This is a genomic window from Streptomyces sp. NBC_01508, assembly GCF_045040315.1.
GTDB lineage: Bacteria > Actinomycetota > Actinomycetes > Streptomycetales > Streptomycetaceae > Streptomyces.
Genome location: NZ_CP109419.1, coordinates 150,495 through 176,163, shown reverse-complemented (window position 1 = coordinate 176,163; position 25,669 = coordinate 150,495). Strand labels below are relative to the sequence as shown.

The following is a 25,669-nucleotide window of genomic DNA, read 5'->3' as shown; positions in this document are numbered from 1 at the left end:
GTGTCCCCTCTCTTCCCGGCCCTGGCGGCGGGTTCCGCCCGGCCCGCACTCCACTTCGGCGACCAAACCCTGAGCCACGCCGAACTGGCCGCCGCGGCGGGCGCCCTGGCCGCCCGGATCACCGGTGCGCCACGGGTCGCCGTCTGGGCCACACCCACCCTCGGTACGGCGGTGGGCGTGGTGGCCGCGCTGCTGGCGGCTGTGCCCGTGGTGCCGGTGAACCCCAAGACGGGCGAGCGGGAACTGACGCACATCGTGACGGACAGTTCGCCGGCCCTCGTCCTCGCCGAGCGCGGGGTCGAACTTCCCCCGGTCCTGGCCCGGTTGCCACGCCTGGACACCGACGTCACCGACCCGACCGACGTCACCGGTGCCACGGACGAGGCCGGCCACGGCGCGCCGCCCCCCGCCGAGCCGTCCCCGGAATCACCCGCGCTGATCGTCTACACCTCGGGCACCACCGGACCTCCCAAGGGCGTCGTCCTGCCCCGCCGCGCCGTCGCCGCCACGCTGGACGCGCTGGAGGACGCCTGGCAGTGGACCGAGGCCGACGTCCTCGTCCACGCGCTGCCGCTCTTCCACGTCCACGGTCTGATCCTGGGCATCCTCGGCCCGCTGCGCCGGGGCGGCTCGGTGCGCCATCTCGGCAGGTTCAGTACGGACGGTGTGGCGCGCGAGCTGTCCTCGGGAGCCACGATGCTCTTCGGCGTACCGACGATGTACCACCGCATCGCCGAGGCGCTCGCCGACGACCCCGCGCTCGCCAAGGCGCTGGCGGGCGCGCGCCTGCTGGTGTCGGGATCGGCCGCGCTGCCCGTCCACGACCACGAGCGCATCGCTGCGGCCACCGGACGCCGCGTCATCGAGCGCTACGGGATGACGGAGACCTTGATGAACACGAGTGTGCGCGCGGACGGCGAACCGCGCGCCGGCACCGTCGGCGTTCCGCTGGACGGGGTGGAGCTGCGGCTGGTCGACGAGGCGGGCGCCGCGATCACCGCGTACGACGGCGACACCGTCGGTGAGATCCAGGTGCGCGGCTCGAACCTCTTCAGCGAGTACCTGAACCGCCCCGACGCCACCGAGGCCGCCTTCGACGACGGCTGGTTCCGTACCGGCGACATGGCGATCCGCGACCCCGACGGCTATGTCCGTATCGTCGGCCGCAAGGCCACCGACCTGATCAAGAGCGGTGGTTACAAGATCGGCGCCGGGGAGATCGAGAACGTGCTGCTGGAGCATCCGGCGGTACGGGAGGCGGCCGTCACCGGGGAGCCCGACGAGGATCTGGGGGAGCGGATCGTCGCCTGGATCGTTCCCGTACGGGCCGACGCCCCGCCGTCCGCCGAGGAGTTGGCGGCGCACGTCGGGGCCCAGCTGGCCTCGCACAAGAGGCCGCGCGCCGTGCGCTATCTGGACGCGCTGCCCCGCAACGACATGGGCAAGATCATGAAGCGGGCGCTCCGTGGCTGAGCGGATGAGCGCACGACAGGCGGTCGCCTCCCTCACCGGAGCGACCGCGGAGGGTGCCCCCGCCGCCTTCACCGAACTGCCCACGCCGACGGACACCGCCGCCCCGGACGGCCCCCTCGCCTGGCAGGGGTACGACGAGTCCCGCGCCCGCGCGGCGACGCGCACCGGCGAGGACGAGTCGGTCATCTGCGGCACCGCACGCGTCGGCGGCACCGAAGCGGTCCTGATCTCCTTCGAGTTCGGCTTCCTCGGCGGATCGCTGGGGGAGCGGACCGGTGACCGGCTGGAGGCCGCGTACACCCACGCCCGCGAACGGCGGCTGCCCGTCGTCTCGTTGATCGCGACCGGCGGCAGCCGCATGCAGGAAGGCATGCTCGCGCTGCTCCAACTCCAGCGCGTGGCACGGCAGTCCGCCCTGAACCGGGCGGCCGGACTGCCCCAGATCGCGGTGCTGCGCGACCCGACGACGGGCGGCGGCTGGGCCACCCTCGGCGCGGGCGCCGATGTCATCCTGGCCCTGCCCGGCGCTCAGATCGGCTTCGCGGGCTCGCGGGTACGGCCGCCCGACGCCGACCCGTCCGCGTACACGGCCGAGGCGCAGCTGACGGCCGGTCATATCGACGCGGTGGTACGGCAGGAGGAGCTGCGGGAGACCGTCGGCCGCTGGCTGGCGCTGTTGACCGGTGGCGGTACCGGGGCCGCCACCCCGGACGGCGGCCCCGCCCCCCTGGCCGCCGCCGAGCCGCCCGCCGCACTCGGTCACGCCGCACCGCCCGCCACCGGCTGGGGCGCGGTGAGCCTGGCCCGCGACCCCCGACGCCCGCGCGCCGAGGCGTACTTGGCCGCGTACTTCACCGGCCGCGAGTCCATCAGTGGCGATCGCGCCGGCGGCACCGACCCCGGAACACTCTGCGGGTTCGGCGTACGCGAGGGCCGTACGGTCGCGTACGCCGCCCAGTGCGGCACCGCGACCCTCCCGGCCGGCTACCGCACCGCGGCCAGGCTGATCCGGCTCGCCGACCGGCTGGGGCTGCCCGTGCTCACGCTCGTCGACACCCCCGGCGCCGCCAACGACGCCGAGGCGGAACGGTCCGGAGCGGGGGGCGCGATCGCGGAGCTGTTCGCCGCCGTGGCCACCGCCCGCGTGCCCGTCACCAGCCTGCTGATCGGCGAAGGCGGTTCCGGCGGAGCGCTGGCGCTGGCGGCGCCGGGCAACACCTGGGCCACGCCGGACAGTTACTTCTCCGTCATCGCGCCCGAACAGGCGACGGCCATCCTCAAGCGGCCCCCCGAGGAGACCCGCGCCACGGCCGGTCAACTGAAGCTGCGCCCCCAGGACCTGCTGGCGCTGGGGGTGATCCGGGGAATCGTGCCACCTGCCGGGACGTGAGGTCCGCCGATTTCTCATGGGTCTCTCACCAGCTTTGTCGGACCATATGCCTATGGTGAGTCCGTGACGCAGACGACTCCGCCCGGTTGGTATCCGGACCCAGGACACGAAGGTGAAGGCCCGCCTCAGGAACGGTGGTGGGACGGATCGGCCTGGACCGACATGGTCCGTTCCGACTCGGCCGCGGCCTGGAGCGCGCCTGCCGGAACGGGCGCGCCCGGCGGCATGCCGCCCTATCCGGCGGCGCCGCCACCGAAAGTTGGCGGCCGCGGCCGGCGGATCGCCCTCGCCGCCACCGCGGCCGTGGTGGTGCTGGCCGTCGTCGGAGGCTTCCTCCTCCTCCGGGACGGCGGCGACAGCTCGGCGGACAAGGCGAGTTCGACTCCCTCGACCGGGCCCGGCAAGCCCGGTCAGGAACGACCGGCGCCGGGCGAATCGCAGTCGCCGGGCGGCCCCGACGCGCCCGACGGAGGCGGTGGTGACGGCGGCGAGGACGGTGCACCCCAGCAGGAGGTACCGACCGAGGACGGCTACGCCACCGACATGGCCAGCGGCATCAGCATCCCGGTACCGGATGGCTGGTCCGGCCAGTCGGGCCCGGTCGGCGCCGGAGTGAGCACCGGGGAGCACCCGTGCCCCGGAAGCCCGGACCAGTCCTGCGTACGCGGCGGGGTGAACTCCGTTCCGGCGATCGCACTGGAGATCAAGGCCACCACCGCCAAGGCGGCGGCGGAGGCGGACATCAAGAAGAACGCCGAGGAGTCCTACGGCGGCAAGAGCTACGGAGAGATCACCTCGCACGAGGAGTTGAAGTCCGAGGCGGTGACCGTCGCCGGCGAGAAGGGCTATGTCGTGCGGTGGAAGGTCGTCACCGGCAAGGGCGACGACGGGTACGTGCAGTCACTGGCCTTCCCGTCGCCCGCCCCCGGCGCGCAGGACATGCTGATCATCGTGCGCTCCGGATTCGACATCAACGACAAGGCACCCAAGCTGCCCGTGATGGACGAGATCACCGGCGGCATCAAGGTCGCGGCGGGCGGAGGCGGCGCCGGCGCGGGCCAGAAGGTCTGAGAACGGGCCGCCGCGCGCCCCTTGTGCGGTGGCGGCAGGGCAAGACGTGGGGAACGCCCCACGGCCGGTGGCCGGTCATCACGACCGGCCACCGGCCGTCGGCGTTCCCCACGTGTGCCGGTGGTCCTCAATCGCCGGACGGGCCGCATATGAAGCCCGTCCGGCGATTGAGGACGGACCGGCCATGGGACGGACCGGAGTCGGGACCGGTCCCTGGGACGTACACTGCACTCATGGGTAATACACACGCTGCGACGGAAGGCCTGCGACAGGCCTCGTGCGCGCTGTGCCACGCCCTGCACGGCCACGGCTAGCAACTTCGCCGCCGATTCCCGGCCTCCGACGCCCGGTGGAATTCCGCCCCGAGGCGTCCTCTTGTCGTCCGCACCTTCGTGCAGAGCCGCCCGCTCCACCTAGCGACACCCGCGCCCCACCCGCACTCCGCGCCCCACCCCGCGACGCTTCGGCGTGCCGTCGGCGCCTCCACGGTGACCGCCGCACGGCGGCCGAGCCGTACCTTCGAGAGGATCCCCTGTGAAGCTGAGCGACTTGCTCGTCGGGCACGACCACGAGATTCTGCAGGGCGATCCCGATACGGTCATCACCGCCGGAACGTGCTTCGACGCCCACCGGGTGTCACCCGGATCACTGTTCATCGCGGTCCCCGGCCACCGCGAGGGCGGCCCCGAATCCGTCGGACCCGCGCTCGCACGCGGCGCCGTCGCCGTGCTCGTGGACGAGGCGACGGCCGATCTGCCGGTCGCCGCCTGGGCGTCCGACCCGGCCGTCTGCGTCGTACGGGTGCCGGACACCCGGACCGCCGCCGCCGTCGTCGCCTCCCGCTACCACGGCGACCCCGGCCTCGCGATGGACATGGTCGCCATCACCGGGACCAACGGCAAGACCTCGGTGTCGTACATGGTCGAGTCCGTGCTGCGGATCGCCGAGCGGGCCGTGGTCGGTGTCATCGGCACGGCGGGCAGCCGCATCGGCGACGAACTGATCCCGATGCCCCGGTCGGTGCTCACCACCCCGGAGTCGCCCGACTTCCAGTACCTGCTCGGTGTCATGCGCGACCGGGACGTGAGCACGGTGGTCCTGGAGGCCACGTCCATGGGGCTGTTGACGCACCGGGTCGACCACTCGTACATCGACGTCGGCATCTTCACCAACCTCACGCAGGACCACCTGGACGACCACGGCACCATGGCGAACTACCGGGACGCCAAACTCCGGCTGTTCCAGGGGCTCTGCCGACGGGCCGTGGTGAACGTGGACGACCCGGTGGGCGCCGGGATCGGTGCGCTGATGCCCGGCGCGGTGACCACGTACGCGCTGGACACCGACGCAGACTACCGGGCGACCGACCTCACGATGGACGCCTTCGGTACGCGTTTCACGCTGCACCACGCGGGCCGCAAGTACCCGGCGGCGATTCCCGTACCCGGCCGGTTCTCCGTCGCCAACGCGCTCGCCACCGTCGCCGCCTGCCACCTCCTCGGGCACGACCTGGGCGGGCTGGTCACGGCGCTCGACCGGATGCCGCCGATCCCGGGACGCTTCGAGCGCTTCGAGACCCCGCGCGGCACGTCGGTCATCGTGGACTACGCGCACTCCCCGGACTCGCTCGACAAGGTGCTGAGCACCATCCGCGGCTTCGCCACCGGACGGGTCGTCACCGTGTTCGGCTGCGGCGGTGACCGCGACATCACCAAGCGCGCGGAGATGGGCGAGATCGCCGGCACCCACTCCGACCTGTGCGTGCTCACCTCCGACAACCCGCGCCACGAGGACCCCGAGGCGATCCTCGACCAGATCACACCCGGTCTGGTGGCCACCGGCACCCGCTTCGAGCGGTACGCCGACCGCCGCGCGGCCATCGAGTACGCGCTGTCGGCCGCGGGCGAGAACGACATCGTCCTGATCGCGGGGAAGGGCAGCGAGCCGTACCAGACCGTCGGCGACACGCTGATCCCGTTCAGCGACATGGCGGCGGTGCGCGAACTGGCCGCCGTACAGGGCTGATCGGCGTACCGGACCGATCGCCGGCGCCCGGGACGGGGCCGGGGGCCGGTGGGGCTCAGGGCAGCGGCTCGGCCATGGCGCTGAGATGGATGCCGACGAGCCGCCACCCGCCCCCGTCCCTGGCGAGGAACTGCGTCGCGCGGAAGCGCCCGTCGGCGTCCCGGCCGTCGACGATGCTCTGCTGGCGCTGGACACCGATGGCCACCGCCGCCTCGCCGTGCCTGCGCACCTCCACCTCCGTCCAGTCGAAGGAGTCGTGGATGAGGTCGCCCGAGGCGTAGCGCTCCAGCCACTGCTGCTTGTCGAGGATGAAGCCGCGCGGACCGACCCCGCGGAAGTCGTCCGCGAGCAGCCGGTCCAACGCGTCGACGTCACCGCCGAGTTCGGCCTTCTGCCACCGTCGGCCGAACTCGGCCAGGTCTCTGTCCATCGACTCTCCCCCCGTCCGCCACGTGCGATCCGTCCCCGCCCAGAATCCACCCGGCACGGCCGGCCGCGCATCCGCTCGCCGGATGGCCCGCGGATACCGCGGCTGGAGTACGGGAGGGCGATGACGGGAGAGCGACGGGGACGGCGGACGTGGACGCACGCTTATGCGGGTGAGCTTTTCGGCCATGTCCGGCAGGCCCGACCCGTACTTGACTCAAGGCATGACACCGAACACGCACACCACCGAGAACATGCCGGCGACGGCGAGGACGACCCTGGTCACCGGAGGTACGGGCAAGACCGGGCGGCGCGTCGCGGCGCGGCTCACGGAGCGCGGACTGCCGGTGCGTACCGCTTCGCGCGGCAGCGAGATCCCCTTCGTGTGGGAGGAGCCCGACACCTGGGACGCCGCACTGGGCGGGGTCGGAGCCGTCTATATCAGCTACTACCCGGACCTCGCCTTCCCCGGCGCCGCCGAGACCGTCGGCGCGTTCGCGGAACGCGCCGTCGCCATGGGCGTACGCCGGCTGGTGCTGCTCTCCGGGCGGGGCGAGGAAGGCGCCCTGATCTCCGAGGACAAGGTACGCGGCAGCGGCGCCGACGTGACCGTCGTCCGGGCCAGCTGGTTCAACCAGAACTTCGACGAGGGCTTCTTCCTGGAGTCCGTGCTCGCCGGAGAGCTGGCACTGCCGACCGGGGACGCGGTCGAGCCCTTCGTCGATGTCGACGACATCGCGGACGTCGCCGTCGCGGCGCTCACCGACGACCGTCACATCGGCGGGACGTACGAGCTGTCGGGACCCCGGCTGCTCGGCTTCGCGGAGATCGCCGCCGAGCTGTCCAGGGCCACCGGGCGGGAGATCACGTACGCACCGGTCACCCTTGAGGCATACCGGGACTTCCTCGCCTCGGTGGGTGCTCCCGCCGACTTCGCCGACCTGTTCGAACTGATCAACGACGGGCGCAACGCGCACCTCGTGCACGGTGTCGAGGAGGCCCTGGGCCGTAAGCCCAAGGACTTCACCGACTTCGTCGCGGACGCCGCGCGCACCGGCGTGTGGCGGGCCTGACCCCGGCACATCGATGATTCCCCGCGCCCGGTGCGGCGGGGTGCGGCACGCTGGGGGTATGGACGCGAGCGCAGATGAGGCATTCGACGACGCGGCGGCCCGGCGGCTGCTGGAGGTCGGGAAACGTGAGGAGGAGCTCCGCGAGGAGTTCCGGGTGGACGGCCCGGAGTGGGAGCGGATGTCCGTCTCCCACTACACGGCCTACGCCGCCATGATCCACGAGGAGGGCGGCTGGCGGCAGTTGTTCCCGGCCGTGCCCTTCGAGGAGGAGGCGCGGCTCGATCTCGGCGCCGTCCTGCGCGCACGGGGCGCGCACGCGGGGGAGTTCGCCGGCCGTTTCGGCCGGGCGGCCGACGCGGTGGAACGTGGTGAGGACCAGGTGATCATCGCGGAGGACGTGTTCCGGATGGTACGGGTCGAGCAGACGGTCGTCATGACGAGTCACGGGCCGCAGACCCCCCGGGCCGGCGACCGGGAGTTTCCCGACGAGCTGGACGAGCGGCCCGGGGCCGGTGACTGACCTCGGTGCGCGTGTGCGCCGTCCCGCCCCCTGAACGGGGGTGGGGCGGCGCACCGCACTGCTGACGTACCGTCAAGATCCGTGCCGGGGTGTCGGTTCGGACACCGTCGAGGTGAGATACGCGCTCCAGATCCGGGCGGCGGGGCTGTCCTCGATGCCCTTGAGCGTCACCTGCTTCCCCGTCTTGGAGCTCTCGCCGAAGAGCCCGATCGAGGTCACCAGACCCGGAGCGGCGCCGATGAACCACTCCGCCTTCCTGTCGTCGGTGTGGCCCGAGGCGTCCGTGCCGCCACTCGCGTCGGCCGCCTCCAGCAGCGGCGGAACGGCCATGCCGGGCCAACTCACGCCACCCGCGCGGGCCTTGCCCGCGAGCGACGCGTGGGCGTACTTCGCGGACGCACTGCCGACCACCCGGTCGCCGGTCGCGTCCGGCAGTTCGACGGTCCGGTCGCCGCGCCGCGCGGACTTCACGATCGACGGGGTGACCTTCCTGCCGTCGTTGGCCAGCGTGGCATGGACCCCGGCCATTTCCAGCGGACTCGCGCCCATCAGCCCGAGGGACATCGCCTGCGGAGCGGCGAAGCCGGCCGGATCCGCCGTCATCCCCAGCCTCTTCGCGGTCTTCCTGACGATGTCCGGACCCAGCGTCTTGTCGCGGCTCTCCTCGGCCTCGACCTGAGCGGCGAGAACCACGGGCGCGAAGGTCGGCCCCGCCTGGTAGTCGGCTCGTGTCGCGTTGTTCAGGTAGTGCTTGAAATAGTCCTCGCCGCCGTACATCGCCACGATGCGCCCGGACCTCGGATCCACGGACACGGCGCCGACCTGCCGGTCCGGATCCGGCTTCGGCGTCTTCGGCTCCTGCGGCTCCTGCGGCTCCTTCGACCGCAGGCCGGGACCCGGCGCGTCGAGCCCGGCGGCCACCGCCTCCCGCAGCGCCCGCTGCCTCTCCGGCTCGATGTTCAGCGTGATCCGCCAGCCGCCGCCCGCCAGTTCCTGCTCGCCGACACCCGCCGCGATCAGCTCACGCCGGGCGACGTCCACCAGATAGCCGGACTGCCCGGCCAGCTCCGCCGACGCCTTGGGCGGCACGGGCACCGGGAAACGCATCCGCCGACGTTCGTCCTTGTCGAGCCACCCCTCGCCGACCATGTTGTCCAGCACATAGCCCCAACGCGCCTTCGCGTTCTCCTTGTCGGCGGGCGAGGCGACGGCCCAGTCGTACTGGCTGGGGGCCTGGAGCAGCGCCGCGAGATACGCGCCCTCCTCGACGTCGAGGTCTTCGACCTCCTTGCCGTAGTAGGAACGCGCCGCCGCCTGCACGCCGTACGCGAGGCGGCCGTAATAGCTGCTGTTGAGATACCCGGCGAGTATGTCGTCCTTCGAGTTGTGCCGGTCCACCTTGAGGGAGATGAACAGCTCCTTCACCTTGCGGGTGACGGTCTGCTCCTGGCTGAGGTAGTAGTTCTTCACGTACTGCTGGGTGATGGTCGAACCGCCCTGCTTGCCGCCGCCGGTCACCGTGCTGAAGACACCGCGCGCCGTGCCGGACAGGGAGATGCCCGAGTCGCTGTAGAAGTCCTTGTTCTCGGCGGCGACGAAAGCCCGCCGTACGTCCTCGGGCACTCGGTCCAGCGGTACGGACTCACGGTTGACCTCGCCGGTACGGGCGAGTCTGGTGCCGTCGTCGAACAGATAGACGTTGCTCTGCGCCTTCACCTGCGCGTTGGGTCTCGGGATGTCGATGACCAGGTACAGCGTGGTGAACCCCGCGATGAGCAGGAGACACAGGGTGACGCAGGCGGCCAGAGCCTTGCGCCAGGTGAGGAGGCGACGGATACGCATACGCATGGCGCCATCCTCGGCGCCGAAGATCTTCGTCAAGGCGACGGTAGGTGTCGGCTGCCGCGCGGGGATGTATCAGCCGTGTATCGGTGGGCGGCAGGGGGCGCCGGGTTGGGCGGTTCGTCCTCAACTGCCCTACGGAATCAGGGTGTTGCCCTCAACCGTCGGACGCTCCCGGCGAGGCCGCGGACACGTCCCGAGGCAGCCGGAGCGTGGCGAGGGCGCCGCCGTCGGGCGCGTTGGCGAACGTCAGCGTGGCGCCGATGACCCCGGCCTGGCCCAGCGCGATGGTGAGGCCGAGCCCATGCCCCGTACCGCGCTCGCGCGCCCCCGTCCGGAAGCGCTGCGGGCCGTCGTCGAGCAGCGTCGCCGGGTAGCCGGGGCCGTGGTCGCGTACGGCCACGGTCCTGCCGTCGTCGGACACCGTGATCACGACGGGGCCTCGGCCGTGCCGGTGCGCGTTGACCACCAGGTTGGTGAGGATGCGCTCAAGCCGTCGCGAGTCCGTCCGCACCGTCGCCGCCCGCCCGTCCTGTTCCGCCGCGAGGATCTTCGCCTCCAGCCCGGCGCGCGCCACGACGTCCCGCACCAGCGGCGCCACGGGACACGGCGACAGATCCGCGTGCTCGGCCCCCGCGTCCAGCCTCGATATCTCCAGCAGCTCCTCGACCAGCGTGCTCAGCACCCGTACCCGGTCGCGCACATATCCGGCCGCCTCACCCTCCGGCAGCAGTTCGGCCGCCGTCACCAGCCCCATCAGGGGCGTACGCAGCTCGTGCGCCACATCGGCGGTGAAGCGCTGTTCGCCGAGGAGCCGCTTCTGGAGCGCGCCGGCCATCGAGTCCACGGCCGTCGAGATGTCGGCGATCTCGTCGCGCGGTCGCGGTCCCGCCGCGATCCGCGCGTCCAGATCCCCGGCGGCGATACGGCGCGCGGTGCCGGCCGCCGTACGCAGCCTGCGGCTCATCCGGCCGGCGGTCAGCACCCCCAGCGGCAGCACCACGGCCGTGGTGATCAGACCGGCCACGACGATGCTCGCGTCGAGCGCGCCGATGTCGCGCATCGTGGTGTTCAGGTCGACACGTACGGACAGCACCCGGCCGCCGGCGGGTCTGGCCGCCCACATCGCGGGCCCGGCGGACCCGCTGGTGAACTCGGTCCCCCGGCGCCCCCGCGCGGCCAACTCCCGCAGACCACGGGGCAGTCCCGGCGCGTCGAGGGCCGCCCCCGACCCCTGGACCTCGCCGGTGCGGGCGTAGGTCACCGCGGCCCGGTCGAGGGTGACGCGGGCGGCGTCACGCGCCTGCGACAGCTCACGGTCCCGCGAGAACTGGTGCACCAGCACGCCGACCGCCGCCGCGACCGCACAGGCGGCAGCCGCCACCAGAGCCGCGATCCGCCATCTCAGGGCCACCGTCAGCGCCGCAGCTTGTAGCCGAAGCCGCGGACCGTCTCGATCCGGTCGGCGCCTATCTTCGCCCGCAGGCGCTGCACATGGAGGTCGACGACCCGGGTGTCACCGTGCCAGGCGTGGTCCCACACCCGGCTGAGCAGGGTCCGGCGCTCCAGTACGACTCCGGGTGAACCCGCGAACTCCAGCAGCATCCGCAGCTCGGTGGGTGTCAGCGCGACGACCTGTCCGGCGCGCCGTACCTCCATGCCGCGGGTGTCGACCGTCAGATCACCGAAGGCCAGCACGCCGGTGGCCACCTGCCCGCCGTTGCCCGCGCCGCCGCCCCCGCCCGCGGCGGGCGGTGTGAACGACACCCGCCGCAGCAGTGACCGGATCCGGGCGACGAGCACCGCGCTCTCGCAGGGTTTGACCACGTAGTCGTCGGCCCCCGCCTCAAGACCGGCCACGACATCCAGCGCGTCACCGCGTGCGGACATCATCAGGATCGGCGCCAGGCTCAGCTCCCGGACCCGGCGGCACAGTCCGATGCCGTCGAGGTCGGGCAGCATGACGTCGAGCAGCAGCAGATCGGGGTCGGTCTCCCGGAACATCTCCAGACCCGTGAGCCCGTCGGCCGCCGTGGACACGGTGAAGCCGTACCGTTCGAGGAGCATCCGTACGGTGTTGCGGATCACCTCGTCGTCCTCGACCAGGAGCAGCCGCGCCTCGGCCGCCGTGGCGGGCGGGAACGGACGCGCCGACGACCTCATCACGGTGTCCGCTCCCCGGTGTCCGTGTCTGTGTCCGTGCCGGTGCCGGTGCCGGTGCGCGGTCGCGGAACGGCCGAGGCGTCCTGCGGCACCACCTTCTCGGGAGCCAGCGGGTCGGCCGCCCGCGGGCCGTCGTCGGAGCCCTTCCACGGATTCTCGACGGTCATCACCTCACCGTTCCACCGGTAGCGGGTGGTGACCCGGCCGGTCTGACCCGCCGACGTGATGATCAGGTCCGTGCCGAAGGTCTCGCCGGTGAGCCCGACGGGTCCGAAGTTGATCAGCACCGGGCGCACGGTCTCGCCCGAGGCCCGGTAGACCTGGATGAGCGTCAGCCCGGAGGCCGGTTCGTCCAGCGCCACCACCAGCTCGTCCTGCCCGTCGGAGGTCAGATCCTTGTAGACGGGGTCACGCAGCCCGCACTCGGCTCCGGGGCAGCTCCGCAGCGCGGCACGCACGAAGTCCGGAACGTTGGGGTCCGCCGTCAGCAACTGCCGTACGGAAAGCTTCCGGAGGCCGCCCGTCGGCACGGTGACGTCCTCGACGGGCAGATACCGTTCGAATTTCTCGGCTTCCCCGCTCGTCGGCGGCACCGGCGGCGCGTAGTCGGGCCACAGCGGCGCGGAGCTGACCGGCGGCGACAGCTCGGGTGCCGGGCCACCGTCCCGTGCCCCGGTCTCGGACGCGCAGCCCGTCATGGCCGCGAGGGCCGCCACGGCGGCCAGAGCGGCGAGGACGAGGGGCCGCCCGTGGTGCGAGGGGCCGAGGCGGGGGAAGCGGCGCATAGAGGGGTCAGCGTACCGGGGCGGGTACGGCGGGCTTCCCACGCGTCGCGTCAGGCGGCCAGTTCCACCGCCTCGACGGCCGGGGTGCGCAGGACCCGGCAGGCGGTGCCCACACTGGTGACGATCGTGGCGGCGGCGCCGATCCCCACGATGGCCAGCCAGATTCCCGGTCCCTGGCCGGGAAGGACGGCGTCGACGCGTACGACGCTGAACGCGGTGGTGCCGGCCAGGGCCGCGACCGTACCGAAGAAGACTCCGGTCACTGTCAGGACCACCGACTCGACGGCGACCATGCCGAGCACCTGGCCCGGGGTCGCCCCGGCGAGGCGCTGCTGCCCGAACTCCCGGCTGCGGTAGGTCGTCGCCGCGTACAGCGTGTTGATCAGCATGACGCAGGCGAAGGCCACGATGATCCCGACGATCACGAAGTTCAGCGTCTCAAGGCTCTTGTCGTCGACGGACCGGGTGATGCCCGAGGCGTCCAGTGCGTCGTTCTGGAGGGACTGCATGTAGAGCGTCACCGCGGCCATGCCGATGAAGAGGATCAACGGCATGAGGACGCCGGAGAGTTGGGCGGCGCGTTGGCGCATGTTGTGCACGGTCAGATAGCCGCTCGCGCCGGTGAGCGCCGTGATCGGTCGTGCCAGTCGGCCAAGCGGGAACTTCAGCAGGACCGGGGAGAAGACCGCGAATCCCACCGAGATCAGGATGGCGCCGTAGGCGGGGGCGGCCATCAGCGCGGTGTCCGTCTTGTCCAGCGCGAAGGTGGAGCAGACGGCGCCGACGCCCACGACGAGGGCGGCGAAGCCGGCGAAGTGCCGTGCCCGGCCGGCGGATTCGGGGCCGCCCGCCGCTTCCCTGGTGGCCCGGCGGACCGCGAGGAACGAGGCACCGATCGAGGCGATCAGACCGACGCCGAATCCGGCGGACAGGCCGATCGGGCCGAAGACGTACTCGACGCCTCCCGCCACCTGGTCGGTGTCCTGGAAGACGTTGAGCAGTTGTTCGCCGCCGATCGTCGCGGGCACGATCGCGAGCAGTGTGCCGATGACTCCGACCGCGGCGGCTTCGAAGACGACCATCCGCTTGATCTGGGCGGGAGTCGCCCCGGTCCGGCGCAACAGCGCGATCTCCTCGCCGCGTTGGCGGACGTTGACGGTGAGGGTGGAGGCGATGGCGAAGAACACGAGGAGCGTGCCGTAGCCGCCGACCACGCTCGCCGCGACGGTGAGGGTGTCCGAGCTGCGGGCGTCGACGTTCGCGCCGCCCGCCGTGTCGTGCATCGAGTTGAACGCCATGATGATCACCGACCCGAGGAAGGCCGAAACAAGCGTGGCGATCAGGCGCCCCGGACGCTGGGCGATGGAGCGCACGGCCAGTGCGAACATGAGCTACACCCCCGCCGTGGCGTCGTGGTTGACGGTGTCGCCGAGGTGGGCGAGGCGTTCGGCGACGGCGTCGACGGTGGGGTGGTCGAGGTGTCCGGCGAGGCGGCCGTCGGCGAGGAAGACCACGGAGTCGGCGTAGGAGGCGGCGACGGGGTCGTGGGTGACCATGACGACGGTGCGGCCGTGGACGCGTACGGTCTGCTGGAGCAGGCGCAGGACGTCGCGGGCGCTGCGGATGTCGAGGGCGCCGGTGGGTTCGTCGGCGAAGACGACGGCGGGTTCGGTGACCAGGGCGCGGGCGATCGCGACGCGCTGTTGCTGGCCGCCGGAGAGCTGGTCGGGCCGGTGGCCCAGGCGTTCGCCGAGACCGACCTGGGCCAGGATCCGGCGGGCGTGGTCCTTGTCGACGCGGCGGCCGGCGAGTTTCAGCGGCAGGACGGTGTTCTGCGCGACGGTCAGGGTCGGCAGGAGGTTGTACCGCTGGAAGACGAACCCGATCCGGCGCCGGCGGAACTTCGTCAGCGCCGCCTCGCTGCCCCCGGTCATCTCCTCACCGTCCACCACCACCCGCCCGCTGTCCGGGCGCTCCAGTCCGGCAGCGCACTGCAGCAGCGTCGACTTGCCCGAGCCGGAGGGTCCCATGACGGCGGTGAACGACCCGGCGGGAAGACTCAGCGACACACCGTCCAGCGCCGTCACCGCACTCTCGGCCACCCCGTAGACCCGGGTGACATCCACCAGCCGCAACGCCTCGGCGTCCCTGACCGGTCCGGCCGCGTTCTTACGACGCATCATCATCGTTCCTTCCCCTGAAGCACTCCCTGTGCCACGAGAACGACGCTACGGACGGCGCACTTCGATCACATTGGGCGTACAACCCGAGTCAGGGGTGTCGCTGAATACACCCCGCTCCGACCTCGACCGCCGCCGTAGGGTCGTCGGGAGGCAACCGGCTGCCCCCACGGAACGTCCTGACAAGCGGATGAGTGGTAGTTGACCGGCAGTTGACCGGCGACCGCGAGCGGCGCCGCGAGGGAGTGTGCACCTGTGCCTGGCTGGCTGTTCCCCCTCGCGTTCGCCGCGGTCGGCGCCGGGGTCTTCGGCATCGGAAGCGTCGGTCTCTGGAGATCCTTCGACCTGTGGCGCCACGGAGTCCGCGCCGCGGGTCAGGTGGTCCGGCTGGAGACGACCGCCGACGGCCAAGGACGCCGGATCCACCGCCCGGTGGTCGGCTGGGTCACCGGCGACGGCCGCCCCATGGAGGTGCAGTCGTCGTTCGGGCGGTCGTGGGTGGGCAGGTTCCGGCCGGGGACTCCGGTCCGGATCCGCTACGACCCCCGGAGCCCCGAGCGGATGCGGATCGAGGGCTACGGGCACGGGATACAGATGGTGTTCATGCTGGTCGGCATCGCGTTCATGGCGGGTGGGATATCCGTGGCCGTCCCACTGGCGGGGTGAGGAAGCCCCTGAACGCCCGACCGGCCATCAGCCGGCCGGGCGCGAGGTGCGCCAAGCGCCGTTCGCCGCCGCCGACTTCGCGAACGCGCGGAAGTCGCGGGGCTCCCGGCCGAGCGCGCGCCGCACGCCGTCGGAGACATGGCTGTCCAGCCCTCGCCGCAGCGGCGACAGCGACTCCGCGTAGTCCGCGGCCGCGGCGGCGGACAGCCCCTGCCCCCTCGATTCGGTGACGAACTCCTCGGGGGACAGCGGCACATAGCGGATCTCGCGGCCGGCCGCCCCGGAGATCTCGGCGAGCGCCTGGGCGATCGTCAGCGCACGAGGACCCGACAGTTCGTACGTCCGTCCGCCGTGGCCGCCCTCGGTGAGCGCCGCCACGCTCGCCTCCCCGGAGTACCCCGGCACGTCCACCCCGCGCCCCGACAGCAGCACGATCCTCCCGACGCCGCGCGCCACAGCCCGCTCCACGAAGGGCCGCGTCAGCGACTCCCCGTCGAACGGCACGACGTACACCGCCGTCACCCGTCCAGGGCGCCGTCCCATGTCGTCCGGTCGGGTCCCAGTCGCAGCGTGGCTCGCCGGTCCGCGACGCCACCCGTACGGCGACTCCGCGCTCGCGCAGCAGGGCCACCCCCCGGCCGCCGGTCGTACGCGTGCCGCCCCGCCCGCACCGACGGCGCGACCGTGCTGCTCAGCGGCGCCTACGAGAACGAGGGCGGCGTCGGCGAGCGGCTGCTGCGCGCGCTCCCGCCCGTCCTGGTCATCCCGGACGCCGACTGCCACTCGCCGATGCTCGCGCTCGTGGCCGCCGAGACCGCCCGCGACAGCCCCGGCCAACAGGCGGTCCTGGAACGGCTGTTGGACCTGCCGCTCATCTCCACGCTCCGGGGCTGGTCCGACCGGCCGGGGGCGCCCGCACCGCCCTGGTACCGGGCGGCGGAGGACCCGGTGGTCGGACACGCGCTGCGGCTGGTCCACGACCGTGCGGCCGAGCCGTGGACGGTGGCGAAGCTGGCGGCCGAGTCGGGGGTCTCGCGCGCCGCGCTGGCCCGGCGCTTCACGGCGCGTGTCGGTGAGCCGCCGATGAGCTAACTCGCCGGCCGGCGTATCTCCCTGGCCGCTGACCTGTTGCGTGGTACGGACGACACGGTCGGCGCCATCGCCCGGAGGGTCGGCTACGCCAACACCTTCGCGCTGAGCGTCGCCTTCAAGCGCCTGCGACAGATCACGCCGAGCGAGCACCGTGCCGCCGGGTCGCGTGCCCGAAGGGTGTCAGAGAGGCGTCCGTGGGGCGCCAGTAGCATGGAAGTTTGATCAACACTGTCGTCGTATCGACGAAAGGAAGGTGGTCGACCGTGCGCGTGCTCTGGTTGTACGCCCATCCCGATCCGCGCTCACTGAACGGCGCGCTGCGCGACGAGGGCGTCGCCGTGCTCCGTGAACACGGGCACGAGGTGGTCGAGTCGGACCTGTACGCGATGGAGTGGAACCCGGTGGTGGGTCACGGCGACTTCCACCACGACCCCGACGAGCGGCTCGATGTCCTCACCGAGTCCCAGTACGCCCTGGAGAACGGCACGCTCAGCGAGGACATCCGCGCGGAGCAGGAGAAGCTGCTGTGGGCCGACACCCTCGTCGTGCAGTTCCCGCTATGGTGGTTCGGCCCGCCGGCGATCCTCAAGGGCTGGTTCGACCGGCTGTTCATCCAGGGCTTCGCCCAGGGCGTGCTCGACCCCGAGACCGGCCGGGCGCAGCGTTACGGCAGCGGCGGACTGGTCGGCAGACGTGCCCTGGTGCTGACGACGGTCGGCGCCAACGCGGCGACGACCGGACCGCGCGGCATCCACGGTGACATCAACGAGGTGCTGTTCCCGCTGCTGCACGGCACGTTGTGGTATCCGGGCATGACCGTGGTGCCGCCGCTCGTCGTCAACGGGGCGGTCAAGCTGTCCGAGGCGGAGTACAAGACGGCCGTCGGGCAGCTGCGGGACCGGCTGCTGACGCTTCCGGAGACGGAGCCGATCCCGTACCGCGGCCAGAACGGCGGCGACTACGACGAGCAGCTGATCCTGCGCCCCGACCGGGCACCGGGCGAGGAAGGCATCCACATCCACTACGTCACGGGCGGCATGGACGAGCGGGGCGAGCGCACCGGCGGCGGCGAGGAAGCGGACAGGTGACGGCGGTGGGGGGGTGGGACCGCCGCGGTCCGGCGGTGCCACCCCCCACTCATGCCTCAACTCACGCCCCGCGAGCTGGGTCAGCAGCTGAGATTGCCACCCGTCTCCACGCCGAGGATTCCGGCGAACTGGGTGTACTTGTCGATGCGGCTCTGCACCTGGGCGGGGTTTCCGCCGTTGCATTCGATGCTGCCGTTGATGCTGCGGATCGTCTCACCGAATCCGGCGCCGTTCACCATCGCGTTGTGCGGCGTCATGGTGCCGGGACCGTTCTGGGTGTTCCAGTACCAGAGGCCGGTCTTCCACGCGACGGCGGAATCGTTCTGCACGAGGTCGGGATTGTTGAGCAGATCGATGCCCAACGCGTCTCCCGCCGCCTTGTAGTTGAAGTTCCAGCTCAGCTGGATCGGACCGCGGCCGTAGTACTTGTCATTGCCCGCCGGGCAGCCGTAAGGCTGTGAGGCGTCGCAGTAATGGGGGTAGTTGGCCGTGTTCTGCTCCACGATATGGACAAGTCCACCGGTCTCGTGACCCACGTTGGCCAGGAACGCGGCGGCCTCCTGCTTACGTACGGTGTCACTGCCCGTTCCGGTGAATCCCGGGTACGCGCTCAGCGCGGCGTTCAGCCCACCGTAGGTGTAGAAGGGATTCCTGTTCGGGAACATCTGGTTGAACTGCGACTCGCTGACGATGAATTCGGCGGCACCCTCCTCGGCGGCGGACGAGAGGGGGGCGAGCGACGTCAGGGAGAGAGCGGCGGCCGATGCTGTCGCGGCGAGCAGGCCGATAAGGCGCTTACGCAAGGGATTCACTCCTTGGACGGACCTCGGAACGCGCCCGCGGCCCGCGTGTGGGGGGTTGGTGGAACGGCGCCGGTGAGCCCCTTCGTACAGCTCAGGGGCTCACCGGCGCGAAGATTTTACACGGTCCGGCACAGGGAGGAGTACCGGTGGAACGCGTTCGATCGGTCAGCGCTTCTTCGGCGGAGGGATCGTGGTTACCGGCTCCGCGGGAGAATTCGTCAGCCGATGTTCACGTCGATGCACGCGTAGAACGCGTTCGCGGTGTCCGCGATGTTCCAGACCGCGAGAATCTCCTGCTTGCCCGAAATCCCGCCGAAGTTGACATTGTGGGTGACCGTCGAGCCGGGCTGCGCGCCGCCGTCGTTGAATTCCGCGACCTTCTGGCCGGCGACGAAGTACTGCCAGGTGCTGGTGGCGTGCCGCGCGGTGATCTTCCAGTTGAAACTCTGGCTGGAGCCGATCGGCGTCACCGCCCAGCCCTTGCTGTCGTCGTCCAGCTCGGAGAAACGGGAGTTCCCGCCGCTGCAACTGGTCAGTCCCTTGGGGCCTTCCACGCTGTGGGGCTCGTACTTGATTTCGCCGCAGCTCACGGTTCCGGAGGCACACTGGGCCTGCCGGCTCGGCGGGTCGGAGATATAGCCGTGGGCGCTCGCGGAACCCGCCGGGAGGCTGATCGCGACGATCGGCGCGATCACCGCACCGAGGGCGACGGCCATCTTCCTTTTCGAGTGCATGTGTTACTCCTTCACATCAGGTCTTCCCGGGCCGTACCGGTCCGTGGGGGGACATGGGTACGGCTCGGGCGGGCCTCTCAGGGGTGGGGCCAAGAGGCGCGAAGGGCGGTGGCGTGAAGCCCTGTTCGAAGGCACCGAACGGCAGTGCGTCCGGCAAAGGTCTCTACCACTTGGCCTAGACCATACAGGCCGTCGCGTTCACGTCAAGAGGACTGTGTGAACGATCGGTTGGCCCGGTGGTACGTCACCGTCCGGGCCGGTCGGCCGGGTGAGGGAGCGTCGCCACGCGACCGTCCCCCGCTCGTGGTCGGTGACAGACCGCGAACGGGGGACGGGGTGTGAGGTGCGGATTCTCAGGCGTCGTTGACGGCGCCCGCCGCCGGCGTCGACCGCCGCGGCGCCCGCCGTGCCGTGCGCCGTCCGGTCCTCTGACGGAGCATCAGGGCGGTGCCCGCGAGCATCAGGGCGACCGCGGCGCACCCCACCGCCACGAGACTCGCCCAGCCGAAGTCGGCGCCCAGACTGCTCCGGAGCAGATCGACGGTGCCCAGGCCCGACAGTGTGTGAGCCGCGATGATCCCGACGGCCGTGGCCGCGCTCGCCGCCCAGATCCGCGCCGTGTCGGCCACCGCCAGCCAGAGGCCGAACACCAGGCAGAGCAGGGTGACGGCGAGAGCGACGGCGTCCGCGTACCCGCCGGAGCGCATCACGGCGAAGTCCGTCGGCAGATGGATCACGCCGCACGCGAACAGCGCCGCGGCGGCGGGCCGGCGCAGCGGGGAGCGGAGAGGGGAGCGGAGGTTGGCCGACGCCGTACGGTCCCGGGACCCCGCGGCGGGCCGGCGGCCGGCGGCCGGGGCGAGACGCGGGACCTCGGGCGGCGGGCCGGCCGGGGCGCCGGTCCGCGGCGCGCCGTGGCCGGGCTCAGTGTCACGAGCGACGTGGCCGAAGTTACGGAGCTGGTCGGCGTGGCCGCCGCGGTTGACGTCCTCCGCGGGACCGGCGGGGGCGGCGGGGACGGCGGCGGTGGTGGGACCGGCGGGCGCGGCGGGGGCGGCGGCACCCGCGTACGCGGCGTGCGGCTCGGTGCGCGGGTCGGTCCGTGGGGCGTGCTCGTCCGGCCGCCCGAACAGCGTCGGCTCAGGCCTCCGTTCCGGCTTCGCGCGCTCCGGTGCCGGTCGTTCCGGTGCCGGTCGTTCCGGCGTCGCTTCCGGCGTTGGCTTCGCGCGCTCCGGGAGCCGGTGGGCGGTCGCGAACGCCGGCTCGTTCTCGTGGGTGCCGAGGTACGACACCAACTGCGCCACTTCCTCGATCGGCCTGCCGACGGCGGCGGCACGCAGCGTCGTGTCGGCCTCGTCGACGTCGTGCGGCGGCTCGTTCAGCATCGCGACGAGCTGCATGACCTCGTCGACGGGACGCGCCACGGCGGCGACCCGCAGGGCCTCGTCACCCGGGTTGGGCACCTCGCCGGTCCGCTTGAGCAGCATCACCAGCGCGGCCACCTCCTCCAGCGGCCGGTGCGTGGCGGCCGTGCAGAGCAGCGTGCGTATGGGCTCGTCACCGGACTCCGTGACCGGGTTCCGCGATCCGGTACGCCTCGCGGCCTCCGGGACGGGCGGGTCGTCGAAGTGGTAGTGGTCGTCGTTGGCGGGGGTCGTGGGGTCGAGCGGCATGGCGCGGCTCCCTTGGGTCGAACTTCACGGGTGGGCACACACCGTGTTGGTCACGGTGCGTGATCAGCACGCACGCGTTGCTACAACAAACCCACACCTCTCGGCGCTGCGCCATCCGGGACGGAGATATGTGCGGCATAAGGGGGGCCTCCCGGTTTCACGCGCGCCGGGCGCGGGCTGCGCGCGTTCGATGTCGTCCCGACCCTTGACATCCCTGGCGTCAAACCGCTTCAGTACTGCCATTGCCTGTGAGCTAAACCGGTTTAGCCAATCGATGTCGCAGCCGCTCGCGCTACCGCGTCGCTGCCGGATGTCGTACTCGTCGTCACAACGAAGTGAGGGAGGGGTTCCATGGACCGGCGTCCGACCATCGCCGACGTGGCCAAACGGGCCGGGGTGTCGCGCAGTTCGGTCTCCTTCGCCCTGAACGACCGGCCCGGACTGGCCGAGGAGACCAAGCGGCGCATTCTGGTGGCGGCCGAGGAACTGGGCTGGCGGCCCAGCCGGCCGGCCCAGGCGCTGTCCCGCGGGGTGGCCGGGGCGGTGGGACTCGTACTGGCCAGGGACACCGACGCGATCGGCGCCGATCCGTTCTTCCCCGCCTTCATCGCCGGCATCGAATCCGTGCTCGCCCGGCGCGGCGACGCCCTCGTCCTGCATGTCACCGAGCCCGCCGACGAGGACGCCACCTACCGCCGGCTCGCCGCCGACCGCCGGGTCGACGGTGTCCTGCTCACCGACCTGCGCGTGGACGACCCCCGGCCCGCGCTGACCACCGAGATCGGTCTGCCCGCCGTCGTGGTGGGCGACCCCGGCGGGGCGGGCGGCCTGTGCGCCGTCGGGCTCGACGACCGGCCCGCCTTCGCCGCCGCCGTACGGGAGTTGGCCGCCCTGGGCCACCGCCGTATCGCGCATGTCGCCGGACCGCAGGAGTTCCGGCACGCCCGGCGCCGCCGGGAGTCGTGGGAGCTGGCCATGCGGGAGGCGGGACTGCCCGAAGGACCCGTCCTGCCCGGCGGCTTCACCGCCGCCGGCGGCGCCCGCGCCACCCGCGAACTGCTCGCGCTCGCCCCCGACCGTCGCCCCACCGCCGTGATCTACGCGAACGACCTGTCCGCGACCGCCGGTCTCGCCGTCGCCCAGCGGCTCGGTCTCACCGTCCCCGGCGAGCTGTCGGTCGTCGGCTACGACGACACCCCGCTCGCCGAATACACCCACCCGCCGCTCGCCTCCGCGCGGGCCGACGCCCTCGGCTGGGGGGCCGCCGCGGTCCGCGCGCTGGACGAGGTCATCGCGAAGGGACGGGCCGACGACGTCGCGCTGCCCCCGGCGGAGCTGGTACGGCGCGGCTCCATGGGGCCCGCGCCACGCGGCGACGACACCGGCGCAGACACCGACACGGCCCCGCCGGCCCGGAGAGACACGACCGCGACAGACGTACGGAGCGAGACACCATGCTGAGCACATCCCGTACGAAGACCGCGGCCGTCCTGCTCGCGCTCGCCCTGACCGCCGCCGCGTGCTCGCGCTCCGGACCCGACAGCGCCGCCGCCGCCGAATCGCGCGGACCCATCAACGTATGGCTCTCCAACAACGCCCAGGAAGTCGTCTGGGGCGAGAAGATGATCGCGAGCTGGAACAAGGCGCACCCCGACCAGCGCGTGACGTCCCAGCAGATACCCGCAGGCAAGACCTCCGAGGAGGCGCTGAGCGCGTCCATCATCGCGGGCAACAGCGCCTGTCTGGTCTTCAACACCTCGCCCGCCTCCGTACCGCAGTTCCAGAAGCAGGCCGGGCTCGTCCCGCTGGACGACTTCCCCGACGGCGCGACGTACATCGAGTCCCGCACCGGCCCCCGCGCCGAGCAGTACCGCTTCGAGGACGGCTCCTACTACCAACTGCCCTGGAAGAGCAATCCGGTGATGATCCTCTACAACAAGGACATCTTCCGGAAGGCCGGACTCGATCCCGAGAACCCGAAGCTCGCGACGTACGACGAGTTCCTCGCCAGCTCACGGAAGATCGTCGGCAGCGGCGCGGCCGACGCGGCGATCTGGCCGGCGCCGACCTCCGAGTTCTTCCAGTCCTGGTTCGACTTCTATCCGGCGTTCATCGCGGAGAGCGGCGGCACGTCGCTCGTCGAGAACGGCGAGCCGCGGTTCGACAGCCCCGCCGGCAAGCGCGTCTTCGACTTCTGGCGGACCATCTACCGGGAGGGACTCGCCCCGAACGAGACCTTCCCCGGCGACGCGCTCGGCGGCGGCAAGACCGCCATGTCGACCGTCGGACCGTGGGCCGTCGCGGCGTACAAGGACAGCGTCGACTGGGGCGTCGTCCCCATCCCGACCTCCGACGGACGCCCCGCCTCGGAGATCTCCACCTTCAGCGACCAGAAGTCCGTCGCGATGTTCAGCGCCTGCGAGAACCGCGCGACCGCCTGGGACCTGATGAAGTTCGCGACATCGCGGGAGCAGGACGGCGCCTTCCTCGCCGACACCGGCCAGATGCCGATGCGCCCCGACCTCCTGCGTACGTACGCCGACTGGTTCGCCGAGAACCCCGACTACAGGGAGTTCGCCGACCAGGCCGACCGGACCGTCGAGGTGCCCGCCGTCGCCGGCTCCATCGATGTCTGGCAGGCGCTGCGGGACGGCTGGACCCGCTCGGTCGTCTTCGGCCGCGAACCGACCGGCGAGGAGCTGCCCCGGCTCTCGCGGGACATCACATCCCTCCTCGACGAGTACTGAGGACTGAGGCCCGTATGAGCACCACCGGCATCCCCGCCCCGAAGAGCGCCGCCCCAACCCGCCTGCGCCCGCGCCTGCCTCGTGTCGGCGCCCTCTTCGTCTCGCCGTACGTCCTGTTCGTCACCGCCGTGTTCGCCGTTCCCCTCGGCTACACGATCTGGATCTCCTTCCACCGCTTCTACTTCACCGCCCCCGGCACCGACATCGACACCCCCTGGGTCGGACTGCGCAACTACCAGGACGTGTTCAGCGATCCGGTCGTCCAGCGGTCCTTCCTCAACATCGCGATCTTCCTTGTGATCAATGTGCCGCTGACGGTGGTGCTCGCGCTGGTCCTGGCGAGCGCGCTCAACGCCAAGCTGCCCTTCCGGTCCTTCTTCCGGGCCGCCTACTACCTGCCGTACGTCACGGCGAGCGTGGCGCTGGTCGCCGTCTGGCAGTACATCTTCGGCGCCGACGGACTGCTCAACACCGTGCTCGGCGACCTCGCCCCCGATCCGTCCTGGCTGGTCAACTCCACCCTCGCGATGCCGGTGATCGCCGTCTTCGTCACCTGGAAACAGCTCGGCTTCTTCGTGATGCTCTACCTCGCCGCGCTCCAGAGCGTCCCCAAGGAGCTGTACGAATCGGCGTCCATCGACGGCGCGGGCCGTGTCCGCTCCTTCCTGTCGGTGACCGTGCCCGGCGTACGCCACGCCACCACCCTCGTCACGCTGTTCGCCATCATCACCGGCGCCAACCTCTTCAGCGAGCCCTATCTGCTCACCGGCGGTGGCGGACCCGACCACGCCTCGTCGTCACCCGTGCTCGTCATGTACCAGAAGGGCATCGAGCAGGCCCACCCCGACTTCGCGGCGGCGCTCGGCGTCGTGCTCGTCGTCTTCGTGGTCGTACTCGCCCTCATCGCCCGCAAGTTCACCGAGAAGGGAGCCGAGTGATGAGCGCCGACACGGCCACCCCCGCCACCGCCCCCGCCCTCGCCGGACCTCCGGGGAGCCCGCGCCCCCACCGGGGTGCGGTGCGCCGCGCCATGGTCGGCGGCGGCCGTCCGCTGCGCCTCGCCGTACTCACCCTCGGCGCGGTCGCCTTCCTCTTCCCCTTCTACTACATGGTCGTCGGCTCGCTGGGCAAGGTCACCAGCGGCGACCTCGACGGCGCGGTCCCACGCCCCGGCAACACGACCACCGGCAACTACGAGAGCATCAACGGCGCCATCTCACTGGGCCGTTCACTCGTCAACTCCGGCGTCTTCACCATGGGTGTGCTGCTGTGCACGATGGTCTTCGGCGTACTCGCCGGCTACGCCCTTGCCCGGCTCCAGTTCCGCGGGCGCGGCACGCTCTTCGCCGTCCTGCTCCTCATCCAGACCGTCCCCTTCCAACTGCTGATGCTGCCCCTGTACGTCCTGGTCGTACGGGACTACGGGCTCGGCGACAGCTACCTCGGGATGATCCTGCCGTTCGCGATCAACTCGACCGCCGTCTTCCTCTTCCGCCAGTTCTTCCTCCAGGTCCCCGCCACCTTCTTCGAGGCGGCCCGCATCGACGGGGCGAGCGAACTGCGCGTCCTGTGGCAGATCGCCATCCCGATGGTCAGGCCCGCGCTGCTCAGCGGCGCCCTGCTGACCTTCATCGGACCGTGGAACGAATTCCTCTGGCCGTTCCTGGTCACCAAGAACGCGGACATGCAGCCGCTCGCCGTGTCCCTCGCCGGGTTCATGAGCAACCTCCAGGGCACCGTCGCCAACCCGACCGGCGCCCTCATGGCGGGCGCCTGCGTCCTCGCCGTACCCGCCGTGGTCCTCTTCCTGCTCTTCCAGCGCCACTTCACCCAGACCGACATCGACTCCGGAACAAAGGGCTGACCCACCGTGCACCACAGCGCCACGTCCCCCCGCACCCCCAGCTCCACCATCCCC

25 protein-coding genes are annotated in these 25,669 nt (G+C 71.5%); 14 read left to right on the top strand and 11 right to left on the bottom strand.

What is annotated here, in order from left to right; all coding sequences use genetic code 11:
* The 4 genes from OG700_RS00850 (at position 1) to OG700_RS00835 (ending at position 5,959) form a co-directional block, all read left to right on the top strand.
* Entirely contained in the window at positions 1-1,473 is a 1,473-nt protein-coding gene (locus OG700_RS00850) for an acyl-CoA synthetase (protein ID WP_405607311.1), read from the top strand.
* A 4-nt stretch (positions 1,474-1,477) separates the two neighbouring features.
* Positions 1,478-2,863: a carboxyl transferase domain-containing protein gene (locus tag OG700_RS00845; RefSeq protein ID WP_405607308.1), complete on the top strand. Its 1,386-nt coding sequence runs from the start codon at positions 1,478-1,480 to the stop codon at positions 2,861-2,863.
* Between the two features lie 63 nt (positions 2,864-2,926).
* Positions 2,927-3,934, top strand: coding sequence for a DUF2510 domain-containing protein (locus OG700_RS00840; RefSeq protein ID WP_405607305.1), 1,008 nt, complete (start codon positions 2,927-2,929; stop codon positions 3,932-3,934).
* A 534-nt stretch (positions 3,935-4,468) separates the two neighbouring features.
* Positions 4,469-5,959 (top strand): UDP-N-acetylmuramoyl-L-alanyl-D-glutamate--2,6-diaminopimelate ligase, encoded by a 1,491-nt coding sequence (locus OG700_RS00835; RefSeq protein ID WP_405607302.1) that lies wholly within the window; start codon positions 4,469-4,471, stop codon positions 5,957-5,959.
* 55 nt (positions 5,960-6,014) lie between these two features.
* On the opposite strand, the gene OG700_RS00830 is transcribed toward OG700_RS00835, so the two are convergent.
* On the bottom strand, positions 6,015-6,389 hold the full coding sequence (locus OG700_RS00830; protein ID WP_405607299.1) for a nuclear transport factor 2 family protein: 375 nt from the start codon (positions 6,387-6,389) through the stop codon (positions 6,015-6,017).
* A gap of 220 nt (positions 6,390-6,609) precedes the next feature.
* On the opposite strand from OG700_RS00830, the gene OG700_RS00825 reads away from it, so the two are divergent.
* Positions 6,610-7,458 (top strand): NmrA family NAD(P)-binding protein, encoded by an 849-nt coding sequence (locus tag OG700_RS00825; protein ID WP_405607297.1) that lies wholly within the window; start codon positions 6,610-6,612, stop codon positions 7,456-7,458.
* A 58-nt stretch (positions 7,459-7,516) separates the two neighbouring features.
* Positions 7,517-7,978, top strand: a complete 462-nt coding sequence (locus OG700_RS00820; RefSeq protein WP_405607294.1) for a DUF5954 family protein — start codon at positions 7,517-7,519, stop codon at positions 7,976-7,978.
* A 72-nt stretch (positions 7,979-8,050) separates the two neighbouring features.
* Here OG700_RS00820 and OG700_RS00815 read toward each other — a convergent pair whose 3' ends face one another.
* The 6 genes from OG700_RS00815 to OG700_RS00790 form a co-directional block, all read right to left on the bottom strand.
* Positions 8,051-9,826: a transglycosylase domain-containing protein gene (locus OG700_RS00815; RefSeq protein WP_405607291.1), complete on the bottom strand. Its 1,776-nt coding sequence runs from the start codon at positions 9,824-9,826 to the stop codon at positions 8,051-8,053.
* Positions 9,827-9,977: 151 nt separating this feature from the next.
* The gene (locus OG700_RS00810; protein ID WP_405607288.1) at positions 9,978-11,234 is read right to left on the bottom strand and encodes a sensor histidine kinase; all 1,257 of its coding nucleotides are present in this window, start codon (positions 11,232-11,234) and stop codon (positions 9,978-9,980) included.
* 2 nt (positions 11,235-11,236) lie between these two features.
* Positions 11,237-11,983 (bottom strand): two-component system response regulator CseB, encoded by a 747-nt coding sequence (gene cseB / locus OG700_RS00805; protein WP_405621354.1) that lies wholly within the window; start codon positions 11,981-11,983, stop codon positions 11,237-11,239.
* A complete protein-coding gene (locus OG700_RS00800; RefSeq protein WP_405607285.1) occupies positions 11,983-12,768 on the bottom strand; it encodes a hypothetical protein in 786 nt (261 codons plus the stop codon). Before OG700_RS00800 ends, cseB begins: the two co-directional genes overlap by 1 nt.
* Positions 12,769-12,818: 50 nt before the next feature.
* A complete protein-coding gene (locus OG700_RS00795) occupies positions 12,819-14,156 on the bottom strand; it encodes an FtsX-like permease family protein (RefSeq protein ID WP_405607282.1) in 1,338 nt (445 codons plus the stop codon).
* A 3-nt stretch (positions 14,157-14,159) separates the two neighbouring features.
* Positions 14,160-14,954 (bottom strand): ABC transporter ATP-binding protein, encoded by a 795-nt coding sequence (locus tag OG700_RS00790; protein WP_405607279.1) that lies wholly within the window; start codon positions 14,952-14,954, stop codon positions 14,160-14,162.
* A gap of 249 nt (positions 14,955-15,203) precedes the next feature.
* On the opposite strand from OG700_RS00790, the gene OG700_RS00785 reads away from it, so the two are divergent.
* Entirely contained in the window at positions 15,204-15,614 is a 411-nt protein-coding gene (locus OG700_RS00785; protein ID WP_405607276.1) for a DUF3592 domain-containing protein, read from the top strand.
* Positions 15,615-15,641: 27 nt separating this feature from the next.
* Here OG700_RS00785 and OG700_RS00780 read toward each other — a convergent pair whose 3' ends face one another.
* Positions 15,642-16,136, bottom strand: coding sequence for a hypothetical protein (locus tag OG700_RS00780; protein WP_405607273.1), 495 nt, complete (start codon positions 16,134-16,136; stop codon positions 15,642-15,644).
* Between the two features lie 48 nt (positions 16,137-16,184).
* On the opposite strand from OG700_RS00780, the gene OG700_RS00775 reads away from it, so the two are divergent.
* From OG700_RS00775 to OG700_RS00765, 3 genes are read left to right on the top strand one after another with little or no spacing between them, the layout of a single operon-like run.
* On the top strand, positions 16,185-16,706 hold the full coding sequence (locus tag OG700_RS00775) for a cupin domain-containing protein (RefSeq protein WP_405607263.1): 522 nt from the start codon (positions 16,185-16,187) through the stop codon (positions 16,704-16,706).
* A gap of 36 nt (positions 16,707-16,742) precedes the next feature.
* Positions 16,743-16,928, top strand: a complete 186-nt coding sequence (locus OG700_RS00770) for a hypothetical protein (protein WP_405607255.1) — start codon at positions 16,743-16,745, stop codon at positions 16,926-16,928.
* A 41-nt stretch (positions 16,929-16,969) separates the two neighbouring features.
* Entirely contained in the window at positions 16,970-17,794 is an 825-nt protein-coding gene (locus tag OG700_RS00765) for an NAD(P)H-dependent oxidoreductase (RefSeq protein ID WP_405607252.1), read from the top strand.
* An 80-nt stretch (positions 17,795-17,874) separates the two neighbouring features.
* Here OG700_RS00765 and OG700_RS00760 read toward each other — a convergent pair whose 3' ends face one another.
* From OG700_RS00760 to OG700_RS00750, 3 genes are all read right to left on the bottom strand, one after another.
* Positions 17,875-18,597: a chitinase gene (locus OG700_RS00760; protein WP_405607249.1), complete on the bottom strand. Its 723-nt coding sequence runs from the start codon at positions 18,595-18,597 to the stop codon at positions 17,875-17,877.
* A 218-nt stretch (positions 18,598-18,815) separates the two neighbouring features.
* Complete coding sequence (locus OG700_RS00755; protein WP_405607246.1) at positions 18,816-19,331, bottom strand: lytic polysaccharide monooxygenase auxiliary activity family 9 protein; 516 nt, start codon at positions 19,329-19,331, stop codon at positions 18,816-18,818.
* 353 nt (positions 19,332-19,684) lie between these two features.
* Positions 19,685-21,004 carry a hypothetical protein gene (locus OG700_RS00750; protein WP_405607243.1) on the bottom strand — a complete coding sequence of 440 codons (1,320 nt, stop codon included), beginning with the start codon at positions 21,002-21,004 and terminating at the stop codon, positions 19,685-19,687.
* Positions 21,005-21,355: 351 nt separating this feature from the next.
* On the opposite strand from OG700_RS00750, the gene OG700_RS00745 reads away from it, so the two are divergent.
* The 4 genes from OG700_RS00745 to OG700_RS00730 all read left to right on the top strand — a co-directional run bounded on the left by OG700_RS00745 (position 21,356) and on the right by OG700_RS00730 (position 25,615).
* On the top strand, positions 21,356-22,465 hold the full coding sequence (locus tag OG700_RS00745) for a LacI family DNA-binding transcriptional regulator (RefSeq protein ID WP_405607240.1): 1,110 nt from the start codon (positions 21,356-21,358) through the stop codon (positions 22,463-22,465).
* A complete protein-coding gene (locus OG700_RS00740) occupies positions 22,459-23,751 on the top strand; it encodes an ABC transporter substrate-binding protein (protein ID WP_405607237.1) in 1,293 nt (430 codons plus the stop codon). Before OG700_RS00745 ends, OG700_RS00740 begins: the two co-directional genes overlap by 7 nt.
* Positions 23,752-23,765: 14 nt before the next feature.
* Positions 23,766-24,689, top strand: a complete 924-nt coding sequence (locus OG700_RS00735; protein WP_405607234.1) for a carbohydrate ABC transporter permease — start codon at positions 23,766-23,768, stop codon at positions 24,687-24,689.
* Positions 24,690-24,781: 92 nt separating this feature from the next.
* Positions 24,782-25,615, top strand: coding sequence for a carbohydrate ABC transporter permease (locus OG700_RS00730; protein WP_405621352.1), 834 nt, complete (start codon positions 24,782-24,784; stop codon positions 25,613-25,615).
* Positions 25,616-25,669 lie beyond the last annotated feature (54 nt).